The organism is Mesorhizobium sp. M0816 (genome assembly GCF_040320005.1).
Classification (GTDB): Bacteria; Pseudomonadota; Alphaproteobacteria; order Rhizobiales; family Rhizobiaceae; genus Mesorhizobium.
Genome location: NZ_JAMYOT010000025.1, coordinates 25812 through 40198, shown reverse-complemented (window position 1 = coordinate 40198; position 14387 = coordinate 25812). Strand labels below are relative to the sequence as shown.

Genomic DNA, 14387 nt, shown 5'->3' with positions numbered 1-14387 from the left:
GGGGATCAAGCCTTTCTTGCCGTTGCGACAGAGATAGAGCCATGGCATTGTCGCGATAACCCGCCCGCCGTTAACCTAGATGGTAAGTTTGACTAACCAATGGACATCGATCTCAATGCGATTGCCGTCTTCGTCACCGTGGCCGAGGAACGCAATTTTCGCGCTGCGGCAGACCGTCTGGGCGTGACGCGCTCAGCGGTCAGCCAGAGCATCCTCAGGCTTGAACAGCGCCTTGGCATCGCATTGCTGCAGCGCACGACACGCAGCGTCAACCTGACCGAAGCGGGCGAACGCCTGCTGGCGAGCGTCGCACCGGCGATCGCCGACGTGAACGCGGCAATCGAAGCCACCACGGAGTTTCTGGACCGCCCGCGCGGCCGCCTACGGATCGCGGTTTCGTCTATCGCAGAGGCCTTTCTGTCAGGACCGCTGCTGGCGTCCTTTGCAGAAAGGTTTCCCGAGGTGCATCTGGATATTGTGGTCACCGACGAGGAATTCGACATCGTTGCCGAAGGCTATGATGCGGGAGTGAGGCTCGGCGAAGTGATCGAGCAGGACATGATTGCCGTGCCGGTATCGGGCGATCAGCGGCAGATGGCCGTCTGCGCCCCGCGCTATCTCGAGAAGTTCGGAGCACCCGCCCATCCGCGCGAGCTTGTGGCACATCGCTGTATCGGCTGGCGGCCGGCGCCGGGAGTTTCGCCCTATCGGTGGGAGTTCGGCGAGGACGGGCGCGAGTTCGACGTGGCGGTTGCGCCCGAGATCACTACCAACGACATGTGGCTGATGATCCGACTGGCCGTTGCAGGCGCCGGAATCACGTTCGGCATGGCCGATACATTCCGCCCCTGGCTCGACCGCGGCGAGCTCGTGCCAATCCTCGACGGCTATTTTCCGCCGTTTGCGGGTTTCTATCTTTATTTCCCCAGCAGACGGAATATCGCGCCGAAGCTGAGGGGCCTCGTGGACCACCTGCGCGCCACGCGCCAGGCGCGGGATCGCAGGTAACCGCAACCGGATCGTAGAGATCGCTTGCGCTATTGGTCAGAAGCCTGGCTGAAAGCTGAATGGTACCGTTGGCTGGGATCGAACCAGCGACCTCCGGATCCACAATCCGGCGCTCTAACCATCTGAGCTACAACGGCACGTTTGCCTGAGCGGGATCGAGATGAAACGTTCGGGATCCGCTCTGTCGTTCGGCGATGCGTCCATACGGGCTATCGGAGTTTAATTCAAGGCTTTTGGCAAGGCAAAAGCTCGCTCCGGCATCGCGTCATTTTCCGCCGGACAAAAGAAAAGGCCGGCGGGAGGAGGTGCCGGCCTTTTCCTGTTACGAGCCAGCGGGAGGAGGTGCTGGCTGGTCACCCCGGTGAGCAGAGGGAGGAGGTTCCACCCGCCGGGTATTCACTTAAACCACTATATCGCACATCTATTTGTCTGACGAAATGCGACCTTTTGATGCATCGTCAAACTGTGCGCAAATATTAGGCGATCTTGATTTCTTTCACGGCCTTCTCGAAGGCGGTCTTGATCGGCTTGGATACGTCCTCGGCCGCCTTGGCAGCAACCGCCTGGAAGTCCTTAGCCTGCTCGACGGTCATTTCAACGCGCTTGCGCAGGAAAGCGGTCTGCAACTCGACGACTTCCGACAGCGACTTGGCGCCGATCAGGGCTTCGAAATGCGAGAAGCCGGCTTCGGCATTGGCGCGCAGGGCGGCGATGGTCTTGAGCGACAGGTCGCTGGAAACGGACTTGGCGGTCTCGTAGGTCGATTCCAGAGCCTTCTGGGTCTCCTCGGCGCCGGTCTTCAGCTTGGCGTAGGCCTCTTTCGACTGCTCAACGCCCTTTTCGGCGAAGGCACGGATCTGGTCGGTCGCCTTCGAAGCGTCGAAGCTCGGGAATTCAACGTTTTCGATCGTTTCAGCGGTCTTGGTCCTGGACATTTTCCATCCTTTTCAGCGGCAGCGGCTTTGACAAAATGCCGTCTCGTTCATCTATCATGGCAATATAAAGGCAAATTTTGTGCGTTGCAACATGTTTGTTGCATCGCACCATAAAATATTTGGTTCGCAGCGTTAACCACGCGCCTAGAGATTCCGCTGGTTGCACGCTATGACTTGTGGACCTTCGCGCCGTCGGCTTTTATTAACAAAGCGTTAACCGCAAATTGCCCGCTCTGTGAGGGTCGCCAAGCGCATGCCGGCTGAAAACTACTCCTTCCTTGACGTCGCCGTGCTCGACGCCGTCCGCCTGCGCTTCGCCGCAGGCGACGCGATCGCCATTCTGTCGGCAGATCTCGAGCAGGTGATCTGGGCCAACGGGCCCGGCGCGGCGGTATTCGGCTATCCGGACATCGGCGCTATCATCGGCGCCTCGGCAGGGTTGCCGCTGATCGCCCGGCGCCAGATCATGGCAACCAGCGGTTTTCCGCAGATCGGCCGCGACCGTGCCATCACGGTCCGGCTGGCGACCGGCCTGACCAGCCGTGCCGTCGGTTTCCTGGCCAGCGCGGTGACCATGCCCGATGGCGAGGAAGCAATCATGCTGGCGCTGCAGGCGGCGCAGACCGGCTCGCGAAGCGCCGCCGAGATCGCCGACCGCGCCATCGGTGGCTTTACGGAAGACGGCCACTACATCGCCTTTGTCGATGCCAAGGGCAATATCGACGCCGCATCGCACGGCTTTTCGGCGCTCGGCATCCGGCCTGAGACGCTGGCCGCACTTGTCGCCGATGTGGCGAACGAGAGCGACCGCATCGTCAAGCGCCTGGTTCCGGGTGGGTCCAGCTCCTATCCCGCGGGCCTTGCCCGGCTGACGGAAGAGCGGCACCTGCTGGTGGTGATCGACGAGGACCGGCTTGACGGCGAGGCCCCCGATGGCGAGCGCGCCGGCGGGGAAACCGAGGCGGCAGCGGCACTGAGCGGTGGCGATCTTCCCCAGCCAACGGACCAGGACAACGAGCAGCCAATCGCCAGCACCGGCGCGGCGGAGATCGACCTTGCAGCGATGGAAGGCACCTCGGCATCGGCCGAGCACGAACCTGCCGACGCGGCCGACGATCACCGCACGGTTGGCGAAGCGCCGACGCAGCATGACCATTGGTACTTCAATGCCGGCGACGACGCGCAGGTCCCGCCCGGGGCAGCTGCGTCCGGCAAAGTCGAGACCAGCCCGGACGCTTCGCAGGCCGGCGCGGATACTTCGCCGGAAAGCGCCGCAAAGGCCACCAAAGCCGCCTCGCCGGCCGAACACCGCGCTTCGGCGATCGATCGCACCGCCGCGCCCATGCGTTTCGTCTGGCGTACCGACGCGGAGGGCCATTTCAGCGCCCTGTCGCCGGAATTTGCCGAGCTCGTCGGCAAGCCTGCCGCCGACGTGATCGGCCGCCGCTTCGAGGATGTTTCGGCCGCCTATGGCCTCGATGCTTCTGGCGAGATTGCCGGCCTGCTCGAACGGCGCGACACCTGGTCCGGCCGCTCCGTGCTGTGGCCGGTCGCCGGCACCGATCTGAAGATACCCGTCGATCTGGCGGCGCTCCCGGTTTACAGCCGCAGCCGCGTTTTCGAAGGTTTTCGCGGTTTCGGCGTGGCCAGGAGCGGCGATGCGGTGGTCGATCCGGATGCCGTCGGCATGGCCCTTGTCGCCGAGGAGAAACCTGCCGCGACCATCGGGCCGAAAGCCGTCGAACCTCTCCCCGAGACACCTAAACCCGCCGATCCGTTCAGGGGCGAAGTGCCGGCATTGACCATCGTGCCAAAACCCGAGCGGCGCTTTGCCGACAAGGTGATCCGGCTGGCCGAGCACCGGCAGCCGGCCAACGACAAGGGCCTGTCGACGCTGGAACGCAGCGCGTTTCGCGAGATTGGCGAGCGTCTCAAGAAGGACAGCACCCCGGCCGAAGAACAGCCCGGCGCCGGAAAGCAGAAGCCGGTTGAGAAAGTCGAGGCAGCCGGCAAGGCCGACGAGCCAAAGCTGAAAGAAGCCGGGCTGGCGGACAAGGGTGAGATGCCGGCGCGAGGTCCGGAAAGCGGGGCGGCTGCCGCCGAACCGCCCGAGGCCGATACCGAAGACCAGAAGGATCTTGCCCGGCTCGACGGCGAGCAGCCCGATGAGGCGGAAGCAGAGGCGCAAGCCGGCGAACCCGTCACACGCCCTGTTTCCGGATCGCTGCTCGACTATGCCGACCGCGAACCCAGCGACGAAGCGCAGGAAGGCATTGAGCCCAGCACGAACCGTCGAACGATCATCGCCGAAGCGCCGCGGGATGGCGACGACGACAGCATGACGGCCGAAGATTTCCGTGACGCCGAGGACAGCGAGGATTGGTCCGAGGACAGCGCAGCCGCAGCCGACGTTGCCGGCCAGGTGCCGCCCATCGCGCGGCTGCAGGCACCACCGCTCAAACTCGACGGCTTCGTGCCGTCGGCGTTTGCCGGAGAGGACAACAAGGGGCCGGATACCTCGATCCTCGGCAAGCTGCCAGTGCCGGTGCTTATCCATTCCGGCGACCAGCTGCATTACGCGAATGACGAATTCCTCGGCTTGACCGGCTATGCGACGCTCAATGCCCTGGACGAGGCCGGCGGGCTCGGCGCGCTGTTTGCCGACCCTTATGCCGACGACGGCAGTTCGGACGGCGGCGACCGCGCTCTGCGGCTGAAAACGCGCGAAGGTCAGGAGTTTCCGATCGATGCGATTTTACGCTCCGTGCCCTGGGGAAACGGCAAGGCGCTGATGCTGGTCGTACGTCGTTCCGGCGACGACGAGGCAGCAGCCATTCCACATGGCGCCGCCGAAGACCAAACGCAGCCGGATGTTTCCGAGCTCAAGGCACGCATTGCCGAAATGCGCACCATCATCGACACCGCCACCGACGGCGTCGTGCTGATCGGCCGTAACGGAACGATCCGTTCAATTAGCCGTCCGGCGGAAGCGCTGTTCGGCTTCGACAGCGACGAGGTGACCGGCAAACCGTTCGTCTCGCTGTTTGCGATCGAAAGCCAGCGCGCGGCGCGTGACTATCTCGAGGGGTTGTCGGAGCCCGGCGTTGCAAGCGTGATGAACGATGGCCGCGAGGTGATCGGGCGCGAGGCGCAGGGGCGTTTCATTCCGCTGTTCATGACCATCGGCAGGCTGCCCAACGACAGCGGCTTCTGTGCGGTGGTGCGCGATATCACCCAGTGGAAGCGGGCCGAAGAGGACTTGACCCAGGCGCGCGCGGTCGCCGAACGCGCCTCGTCGCAGAAGACCGATTTTCTGGCCCGCATCAGCCACGAGATCCGCACGCCGCTCAACGCCATAATCGGCTTTTCCGAGCTGATGGTCGACGAGAAATTCGGGCCGGTGGCCAATGACCGCTATCGCGACTATCTGCGCGACATCAACCGTTCGGGCAACCACGTGCTCGATCTGGTCAACGACCTGCTCGACATTTCGAAAATCGAGGCCGGCCAGCAGGAGATGGCCTATGAGGCGGTGTCGCTTAACGACACGCTGGCCGAAACCGTGGCGATGATGCAGCCGCAAGCCAACCGGGAACGCGTCATCATCCGCTCCAGCTTCGCCTCGCGGCTGCCGGAAGTGGTGGCCGATCTGCGCAGCGTGCGGCAGATCGCGCTCAACATCCTGTCGAACGCCGTCCGCTACACGCAGGCTGGCGGCCAGGTGATCGTGTCGACGGCTTACGAGATCTCCGGCGATGTCGTCATGCGCGTGCGCGATACCGGCATCGGCATGAGCCAGTCCGAGATCGAGCAGGCGCTGAAGCCGTTCAAGCAGATCAATGCGCTGAAGCGCGGCCGTGGCGACGGCACGGGTCTTGGGCTGCCGCTGACCAAGGCGATGGTCGAAGCGAACCGGGCCCGGTTCACCATCAACTCGACGCCCGGCGAGGGAACCCTGGTCGAAGTCGCCTTTCCCTCGACCCGCGTGCTCGCCGGTTAGCTATGGTTGCGCAAAGAAAAAAGGCGTCCAACAGGACGCCTTGAGAAATTGGAATTGCTGTCACAACGGGGCTTGAGCGAATCAGATCCTCTCGGGGCTAAGAGGAACGGGATTTCTCCCTCAAGTTACGCACGACTATTGATGCCGGGCCTTAACAAATCCTTACCGGCACGCCGGAAAATTTACCAATGTGTACCACTCATGAAATCTAGGTAAATTCCGAAGAGGTAATTTGTTAACGATACCTGAGACCTCAAAACGGCTCCCACCTTGGATCCCGGGGTCAGTCGGCAAGCTGCGGCAGGTTGCGGAACAGCTCGAGCGCTTCGGGATTGGCGAGCGCTTCCTTGTTCTTGATGGCGCGGCCGTGCACCATGTCGCGTACCGCGAGTTCGGTGATCTTGCCCGATTTGGTTCGCGGAATATCGCTGACGGCGACGATCTTGGCCGGCACGTGGCGCGGGCTCGCCCCGGTGCGGATTTTCGCGCGGATGCGTTTTTCCAGCTCGGCATCGAGATCAACGCCGGCCGCCAGCCGCACGAACAGCACGACACGCACGTCATTGTCGAAATCCTGGCCGATGCACAGCGCTTCGAGGATTTCCGGCATCTGCTCGACCTGATTGTAGATCTCCGCCGTGCCGATCCTGACACCGCCCGGATTGAGCGTGGCGTCGGAACGGCCATGGATGATCAGGCCGCCATGGACGGTCCATTCGGCGAAATCGCCGTGGCACCAGACATCGTCGAAACGTTCGAAATAGGCGGCTTTGTATTTCCTGCCGTCAGGGTCGTTCCAGAAGCCGATCGGCATCGCCGGAAACGCCTTGGTGCAGACGAGCTCGCCCTTCTCCTGGCGGAGCGGGCGGCCGTCATCGTCCCAGACATCGACGGCAAGGCCGAGCCCGGGCCCTTGGATCTCGCCGGTCCATACCGGTTCGATCGGCACGCCGAGCACGAAGCAGGAGACGATATCGGTGCCGCCGGAAATCGAAGCCAGATGCACGTCCTTCTTGATGCCTTCGTAGACGAAGCGGAAATCTTCCGGCGATAGCGGCGAGCCGGTCGATGAGATGGTGCGCACGCTGGAAAGATCATGCGTGCGGATCGGCTTCAGGCCGGCCTTGCGCACGGAATCGATGAATTTGGCCGAGGTGCCGAAATAGGTCATCTTTTCGGCATCGGCGAAGTCGAACAGCGCATTGCCGTCCGGGTAGAACGGCGAGCCGTCGTAGAGCAGCAAGGTGGCGCCCGATGCCAGGCCCGACACCAGCCAGTTCCACATCATCCAGCCGCAGGTGGTGAAGTAGAAGAAGCGGTCGCCGTCGAGCAGGCCGGCATGCAGCCGTTCTTCCTTGACGTGCTGGATCAGCGTTCCGCCGGCCGAATGGACGATGCATTTGGGGATGCCGGTCGTGCCCGACGAAAACAGGATGTACAGCGGATGCGAAAACGGCAGCCTCTCGCAGCTGACAGACCTGGCGGCAAAGGGTGACAGCGCCTCTTCCAGCGCGGCCGCCTTGCCGATGGTCGCGGCGACGTCGAGCGAGGTGCCGAGATAGTCGACAATGAGGACTTTGCGGACGGTGGCGAGCTTGCCCGCCACGGCCGCGATCTTGTCGGCGACTTCGATCGCCTTGCCATTGTACCAGTAGCCGTCCGGCGCGATGAACACGACAGGCTCGATCTGGCCGAACCGGTCGAGAACCCCCTGCTCGCCGAAATCTGGGGAGCAGGACGACCAGACCGCGCCGATCGACGCGGCCGCCAGCATCGCAGCAACGGTCTCCGGCATGTTGGGCATCATCGCGGCGATGCGGTCGCCCTTCTTCACCTTGAGCGACAGGAAAAGCTGCTGCAGCCGCGAGGTCAGCGCATGCAGCTCGTTCCAGGACAGCCGCCGCTCGACCTTGTCCTCGCCGCGAAAGACGATTGCGTCGCCAAGCCCGGTTTTCTTGAGGAGATTCTCGGCGAAGTTCAGCTTCGCCTCAGGAAAGAAGGTCGCGCCGGGCATCTTGTCGCCATCGACCAGCACGCGTTCGCCCTTGTCGCCGACGATGCCACAAAAGTCCCAGACCAGGCTCCAGAAGGTCTCGCGGTGATCGATCGACCAGCGATGCAGGTCGGTATAGGAGGAGAAAGCCTCGCCGGCTATGCTCGCCGCGGCGTTCATGAAGGCGGTCATCGGCGCTGCGTCGATCTGCTCTTGCGTCGGGATCCAGAGCGGTGTGTCGTCAGCCATCATTGTTCCTCCGCAGACTGCGTCGCTTATGCATATCGCGATGCAGCAGAGCAAGATTTTGTTGGACCGCGCCGGTCAGGGTGTGCGCAAATGCCATCGCCGGGCCATAAAGACTTGAAATGCGTCAGCCGTCGGTTACACCCGTCGGGCGATTTTGTCGGAATGGAAGCATACGGGGCGATATGCCATCACCTTTGATCCGACGCGGAATATGGGCGATCGGCGCAGCCGTCATCGTCATCGCGCTGGTTGTCGCAGCCTTGCCGTTGATCGCCTCGACCCGCATCGTACGCGACCGTATCGCGTGGGAAATGAGCGCGTGGAGCGGTTTCCGGGTCACCATCGACGGCGCGCCGCGCATCGAGGTCTGGCCGAATTTCCGGGCGATCCTGAGCGACGTGACGCTGTCGCAATGGACAGAGACGGATGCGCCGCCCGTGGTCGAGGCCGAACGGGTCGAGGTCGACCTCTCGGCGATGGCGGCGCTGCGTGGCGATGTGGTGTTTTCGACGGCGCGGCTGGTACGACCGACGATCCGGGTTCAGCGTACCGCGAGCGGGTTTTTCCTGCCTGCGATTCCCAGCGGCGGGCGCATTACGCGTTCGATCGATGCTGCCCGCGCGGTGATCAACACAAATCCCGCCAAGCCGGATCTCGGCAAGCTGCCGACAGATCCGTTCGGCACAGTCGAGTTCAGGGACGGCCGCGTAGTGGCTGCCATCGGCGGCAAGGACCAGGAGATATTGAGCAGCCTGAGCGGCCAGGCGAACTGGGCCGCGATGAACAGCAATGCGACGCTGTCGGCGACCGGGATATGGCGCGGCGAAAGTGTTGCCATCGACGCGGCATCGCCGAACCCGCTCGTACTGTTTGGTGGCGGCACAGCACCGGCCACATTTTCCTTCAAGGCGGCGCCGGCCAGTTTTTCGTTCGACGGCCGCGCCAGCATGTCGGAAAACGGCTATTTCGACGGCCAGGCAAAATTCGTCGCACCTTCGCTGCGACGCGTGCTCGAATGGTCGCAGGCCGGCATCGCGCCCGGTGCCGCAATCGGCTCGATCGCGGTTTCGAGCAAGATCACGGCGACGGCCGGGCGCATCAAATTTGAAAACACGGCCCTGACCCTCGACAACAACCCCGGAATGGGCGCGCTTGACTTCACCTACGGCGAGGCACTGCCGGTGATCTCCGGCACACTTGCCTTCGATACGCTCGACCTCAGATCGTTTCTCTCCGCCTTTACCCCGGTGCCATCCGCCGGCGGCGCCGGCCCGGGCGAAATCGACACAAGCTTCGCCGACCGGATCAATCTCGATCTCAGGCTATCGGCGGCGCATGCCACCGCCGGCGCCATCCAGCTTGCCGACGTCGCCGCCACCGCCCAGGTCAAGAACGGCCTTGCCGTCTTCGACATCTCGGATGCATCCGCCTTTGGCGGCAACGTCCAGAGCAGCGTCCGCTTCGACCGCAAGCCCGCCGGCACGGAAGTCGAAATCCGGCTGCTTGCTTCCGATATCGACGGCGGCGCTTTCGGCACCGCGGCCGGGATGACGCGGCTGGTGCCGATCGGCACTGGCACCGTTTCGGTCATCCTCAAGGGGCCTGGCAGAACCTGGGACTCGATTTTCGAAAACGCCAATGGCTCGCTGTCCGCGACGTTCGGCGCGGGTGCGCTGAGCCGGCTTAACCTGCCGGCGTTCCTCAAGCACACCGAACAGGGCGGATTCTTCGCGCTGGACGACGTCTCGGACGGAACGCTGCCGATCGACGGGGCCGAACTCAAGGCGAGCGTTTCGAACGGCGTGGCGCGCATCGACAAGGCCGAGGTGAATTCCGCGCAATACAAGATCTGGCTTTCCGGCATCGCATCCTATGCCGGACGCGGGTTGGCGCTGTCCGGCGGCATCGTCCAGCCGAGCCAGGCTGCCACGCAGACGAACGGCCAGCCGCCCAAGCAGTCGTCGTTCTTCGTCGGCGGCACGTGGAGCACGCCGTTCATCTCGCCGATAAGCCGCGGCGTTTCGGGAGAGTAGCGAGCCTTCAACCTCGCTGCGCCGCCTGCTCGTCGCGCTGGCGCTGCACCTCGCGGCGTTTGTTTGCGAGCGAAGCGATGATCACGCCAACTGCGACGACCGCGATCAGGATGGTGCACGCTGCGTTGATTTCCGGCGTCACGCCAAGGCGGACCTGGCTGTAGATCTTCATCGGCAGCGTCGTGGCGCCGGGTCCCGAGGTGAAGCTGGCAATAACCAAATCATCGAGCGACAGCGTGAAGGCCAGCATCCAGCCGGAGACGATAGCCGGCATGATAACCGGCAGCGTGATCTGGAAGAAGGTCTTCACCGGTGGCGCACCGAGGTCCATCGCGGCCTCTTCCAGCGAACGATCGAACGTGATCAGGCGCGACTGAACCACCACCGCAACGAAGCACATGGTTAGCGTGGTGTGGGCAAGCGTCACCGTCAGAAAGCCGCGGTCGAGGCCGACGGCGACGAAGAGCAGCAGCAGTGACAGGCCGGTGATGACTTCCGGCATGACCAGCGGCGCAAACACCATGCCGGAAAACAGAAGCCGGCCGCGAAAGCGCGTGTAGCGTGTCAAGGTGAGCGCCGCCAGCGTGCCGAGCACGGTCGCCACGCTTGCCGAGATGACGCCGACGCGGGCCGTCACCCAGGTGGCGTCCATCAGACCCCGGTTGTGGAACAGCGACACGTACCATTTCGTCGAGAAGCCACCCCAGACGGTGACCAGCTTCGATTCGTTGAAAGAGAACACGACGAGCAGGACGATCGGCAGGTAAAGAAAGGCAAAGCCGAGCACGATCGAAATGATGTTGAAGCGGCTCCAGGTCGCGTTCATTGGTCCTGCTCCTGGGCGCGCGCCTGGGCTCGCTGGAAGAGCATGATCGGCACGATCAGCAGCAGCAGCAAGATGACGGCAACCGCGGACGACACCGGCCAGTCACGGTTGGCGAAGAACTCGTTCCATAGCGTTCTGCCGATCATCAGCGTCTGCGAGCCGCCGAGCAGGTCGGGGATGACGAACTCGCCGACGGCGGGAATGAACACCAGCAGGCAGCCAGCGATGACGCCTGGCAGCGACAGGGGGAAGGTGATCTTCCAAAAGGCGCTGGTCGGCGGACAGCCGAGATCCTTGGCCGCCTCGATCAGAGAATGGTCCATCTTCTCCAAGGACGAATAGAGCGGCAGCACCATGAACGGCAGATAGGAGTAGACGATGCCGATGAAGATCGCCGTATAGGTGTTGAGGATGATCAGCGGTTGGCTGATGGTGCCGGTGGCGAGCAGCAGCTGGTTGAGCAGGCCCTCGGGCTTGAGGATGCCGATCCAGGCGTAGACACGGATCAGGAACGAGGTCCAGAACGGCAGGATCACCAGCATCAGCAAGGTCGGGCGAATCGTCGCCGGAGCGCGTGCCATGCCATAGGCAATGGGATAGCCGACCAGCAATGTCAGGACCGTCGAGATGGCGGCGACGATGACGCTCGTCACATAGGCATTGAAGTAAAGCGCATCCTGCGTCAGCCAGGTATAGTTGTCGAAATTGAGCGCGCCGAATTCCGAGATAAACCCGGAAATGCCGCTGCGGAAATCGAGCACCGGCGTGTAGGGCGGCATGGCGATCGCAGTCTGCGACAGCGAAATCTTGAAGACGATGATGAAAGGGACGAGAAAGAAGAACAGCAGCCAGAGGTAGGGGACGATGATGACGAGCCGGCTAACGAAGGCCGCTCCCAGCCTGACCAAGGCGGATTTGCCGGCAGCGCTTGCCGGAGAGCTTGTTGCGGCGGTGACAGCGGACATGATCAGTCCCTACCGTGCCAGGACGACGCCGGCGTCGGGGCGGAAAGAAACCCAGGCGCGGTCGTTCCAGGTCAATGGGTCCTCGGTGAGGCGTGCCGCGTTCATGGTGCTCGCCCGCACCACCTGACCGTCGTCCAGCCTGACGTGATAGACGGTCATGTCGCCGAGATAGGCTATGTCGTAGACCTCGCCCTCGATGGCGTTGACGGCACCGGCCGGTTTCGTGGAGGACACCTTGATCTTCTCCGGCCTGATGGCGAAGGTGACGGATGTTCCGGCGGCGGCACTGCCGGCATTTTCGGTCCGGATGGTGATGCCGTTGCCGGCATCGATGCTCGCGCTGCCGGCCTCGCCAGCCGCGATCTTGCCGTCGAACATATTCACATTGCCGACGAAGCCGGCGACGAAGCGGGAACCCGGCGCCTCGTAGACCTCGGCCGGCGTCGCCACCTGCATCACCTCGCCCTTGTCGATGATGGCGATGCGGTCAGCCATCGTCATCGCCTCTTCCTGATCATGGGTGACGACGACGAAGGTGAGGCCGAGGTTCTGCTGCAGGTCCATCAGCTCGAACTGGGTTTCCTCGCGCAGCTTCTTGTCCAGCGCACCAAGCGGCTCGTCGAGCAGCAGGACTTTCGGCCGCTTGGCCACCGAGCGCGCGAGCGCGACGCGCTGGCGCTGGCCGCCCGACAATTGGTGCGGCTTGCGCTTGGCGAACTGCTCGAGCTTGACCAGCTTCAGCATCTCGGCGACGCGCTTGTCGATGTCGGCCTTGGCCATGCCTTCCTGCTTGAGGCCGAAGGCGATGTTGTTCTCGACCGTCATGTGCGGAAACAAGGCGTAGGACTGGAACATCATGTTGACCGGCCGCCGGTAGGGCGGAATGCCGCGCAGATCCTGGCCATCGAGCAGGATGCGGCCGGCGGTCGGCTCCTCGAAGCCGGCAAGCATCCTAAGCAGTGTCGATTTCCCGCAGCCTGAGGCCCCCAGCAAGGCAAAGAATTCGCGTTCGAAAATGGTCAGCGACAGGTTGTTGACCGCTGTGAACTCACCGAATTTCTTGGTGACGTTGTCGAACTGGATGTATGGCTTGGCGTTCGGATCGTTCCATGGCGCAAAATCCCTGCGGATGCTGCCAAGCGATTTCATGTCCCACTCCGTCCTGCTGCTTGCCCCATGAGAAAGCGGCCCCGGCAACGGCTGCCGGGGCCTGGTCAGATTGCTATTGGCCGGTGACGATCTTGGTCCAGGTGCGAGTGATGATGCGCTGGGTCTTGGGATCGTAAGGCGATACGGTGTAGAGCTTCTGCAAGGTGGCTGCATCCGGATAGATCGCCGGATCTTCCAGGATCGCCTTGTCGATGAACTGCTGCGAAGCCTTGTTGCCGTTGGCATAGAGCACATAGTTCGACGATTTGGCGATCACTTCGGGCTTCATCATGTAGTTCAGGAACTCATGGGCTTCGGCGACATGCGGCGCATCGGCCGGGATCGCCATCTGGTCGAACCACATCTGGGCACCTTCCTTCGGCACGGAGTAGCCGATCTCGACGCCCTGCTTGGCTTCGTCGGCGCGGTTGCGGGCCTGGAAGACGTCACCCGACCAGCCGACCGCCAGGCAGATGTCGCCATTGGCAAGGGCGTTGATGTATTCGGAAGAGTGGAACTTGCGGATATAGGGCCGGACCTTCAGCAAGGTTTCTTCGGCCTTGGCAATCTCATCGGGCGACGTGCTGTTCGGATCGAGGCCCAGATATTTCAGTGCCGCCGGTATGATGTCGGCCGGCGAATCCAGCACATAGACGCCGCAGTCCTTCAATTTGGCCAGGCTTTCGGGATTGAAGAACATGTCCCAGCTGTCGATCTTGTCGGTGCCGAGCGCTGCCTGCACCTTCTTGATGTTGTAGCCGATGCCAACAGTACCCCACATGTAGTTGATCGAATATTCGTTGCCGGGATCATATTTGGCGGTCCGTTCCATGACCGTGTCCCACATATTTGAAATGTTCGGCAGTTTCGACCTGTCGAGCTTCTGGAACACACCCGCCTGGATCTGGCGTGCAAGGAAATTGCCGCTAGGCACGACGACATCGTAGCCGCTGCCGCCGGCGAGCAGTTTCGTTTCAAGGATCTCGTTGGAATCGAAAGTGTCGTAGACGACCTTGATGCCGGTTTCCTTGGTGAAGTCGTCGATGATCGAACTGTCGATATAGTCCGACCAGTTGAAGACGTTGATGACGCGATCCTCGGCATGCACGCCCAAGGTGAAAACTGCCAGAAACGCCGAAGTCGCCGAAAGCCAGAGCGCTTTGCGGGTCATGCTATTCTCCTTTGATGAGTGTTCCGTCGCCGGCTCGTCGCGGCGTCCGCGCGGCTGG

Annotated in this window: 9 protein-coding genes and 1 tRNA gene; 3 read left to right on the top strand and 7 right to left on the bottom strand. The window is 62.7% G+C overall.

Annotation, left to right across the window (positions count from 1 at the left end; translation table 11 throughout):
• Window positions 1-99 precede the first annotated feature (99 nt).
• A complete protein-coding gene (locus tag NKI17_RS28380) occupies window positions 100-1008 on the top strand; it encodes a LysR family transcriptional regulator (RefSeq protein ID WP_352571618.1) in 909 nt (302 codons plus the stop codon).
• Between the two features lie 60 nt (window positions 1009-1068).
• On the opposite strand, the gene NKI17_RS28375 is transcribed toward NKI17_RS28380, so the two are convergent.
• Together NKI17_RS28375 and NKI17_RS28370 are read right to left on the bottom strand one after the other, a co-directional pair.
• A tRNA-His gene (locus tag NKI17_RS28375) sits at window positions 1069-1145 on the bottom strand.
• A gap of 339 nt (window positions 1146-1484) precedes the next feature.
• Entirely contained in the window at window positions 1485-1943 is a 459-nt protein-coding gene (locus tag NKI17_RS28370; protein ID WP_254819298.1) for a phasin, read from the bottom strand.
• 253 nt (window positions 1944-2196) lie between these two features.
• Between NKI17_RS28370 and NKI17_RS28365 the strand changes: the two genes are divergently transcribed.
• Window positions 2197-5943, top strand: coding sequence for a PAS domain S-box protein (locus NKI17_RS28365; RefSeq protein ID WP_352907098.1), 3747 nt, complete (start codon window positions 2197-2199; stop codon window positions 5941-5943).
• A 283-nt stretch (window positions 5944-6226) separates the two neighbouring features.
• Here NKI17_RS28365 and NKI17_RS28360 read toward each other — a convergent pair whose 3' ends face one another.
• On the bottom strand, window positions 6227-8185 hold the full coding sequence (locus tag NKI17_RS28360; RefSeq protein ID WP_352907097.1) for an acetoacetate--CoA ligase: 1959 nt from the start codon (window positions 8183-8185) through the stop codon (window positions 6227-6229).
• A gap of 182 nt (window positions 8186-8367) precedes the next feature.
• Here NKI17_RS28360 and NKI17_RS28355 point away from each other — a divergent pair, with 182 nt between their 5' ends.
• Window positions 8368-10218, top strand: coding sequence for an AsmA family protein (locus NKI17_RS28355; RefSeq protein ID WP_352907096.1), 1851 nt, complete (start codon window positions 8368-8370; stop codon window positions 10216-10218).
• A gap of 7 nt (window positions 10219-10225) precedes the next feature.
• Here the strand turns inward: NKI17_RS28355 and NKI17_RS28350 are convergent, their stop codons facing one another.
• From NKI17_RS28350 to NKI17_RS28335, 4 genes are all read right to left on the bottom strand, one after another.
• Window positions 10226-11044 (bottom strand): ABC transporter permease, encoded by an 819-nt coding sequence (locus tag NKI17_RS28350; RefSeq protein WP_023677454.1) that lies wholly within the window; start codon window positions 11042-11044, stop codon window positions 10226-10228.
• Window positions 11041-12009 carry an ABC transporter permease subunit gene (locus NKI17_RS28345; RefSeq protein WP_352907095.1) on the bottom strand — a complete coding sequence of 323 codons (969 nt, stop codon included), beginning with the start codon at window positions 12007-12009 and terminating at the stop codon, window positions 11041-11043. Before NKI17_RS28345 ends, NKI17_RS28350 begins: the two co-directional genes overlap by 4 nt.
• Window positions 12010-12018: 9 nt before the next feature.
• Window positions 12019-13158, bottom strand: coding sequence for an ABC transporter ATP-binding protein (locus NKI17_RS28340; protein ID WP_352634656.1), 1140 nt, complete (start codon window positions 13156-13158; stop codon window positions 12019-12021).
• 73 nt (window positions 13159-13231) lie between these two features.
• Window positions 13232-14329, bottom strand: coding sequence for a polyamine ABC transporter substrate-binding protein (locus tag NKI17_RS28335; RefSeq protein WP_352907094.1), 1098 nt, complete (start codon window positions 14327-14329; stop codon window positions 13232-13234).
• Between the last annotated feature and the right edge of the window lie 58 nt (window positions 14330-14387).

Coding starts and splice junctions, on each gene's coding strand:
- NKI17_RS28380 (WP_352571618.1), top strand. CDS start 100: ATGGACATCGATCTCAATGCGATTGCCGTCTTCGTCACCGTGGCCGAG.
- NKI17_RS28370 (WP_254819298.1), bottom strand. CDS start 1,943: ATGTCCAGGACCAAGACCGCTGAAACGATCGAAAACGTTGAATTCCCG.
- NKI17_RS28365 (WP_352907098.1), top strand. CDS start 2,197: ATGCCGGCTGAAAACTACTCCTTCCTTGACGTCGCCGTGCTCGACGCC.
- NKI17_RS28360 (WP_352907097.1), bottom strand. CDS start 8,185: ATGGCTGACGACACACCGCTCTGGATCCCGACGCAAGAGCAGATCGAC.
- NKI17_RS28355 (WP_352907096.1), top strand. CDS start 8,368: ATGCCATCACCTTTGATCCGACGCGGAATATGGGCGATCGGCGCAGCC.
- NKI17_RS28350 (WP_023677454.1), bottom strand. CDS start 11,044: ATGAACGCGACCTGGAGCCGCTTCAACATCATTTCGATCGTGCTCGGC.
- NKI17_RS28345 (WP_352907095.1), bottom strand. CDS start 12,009: ATGTCCGCTGTCACCGCCGCAACAAGCTCTCCGGCAAGCGCTGCCGGC.
- NKI17_RS28340 (WP_352634656.1), bottom strand. CDS start 13,158: ATGAAATCGCTTGGCAGCATCCGCAGGGATTTTGCGCCATGGAACGAT.
- NKI17_RS28335 (WP_352907094.1), bottom strand. CDS start 14,329: ATGACCCGCAAAGCGCTCTGGCTTTCGGCGACTTCGGCGTTTCTGGCA.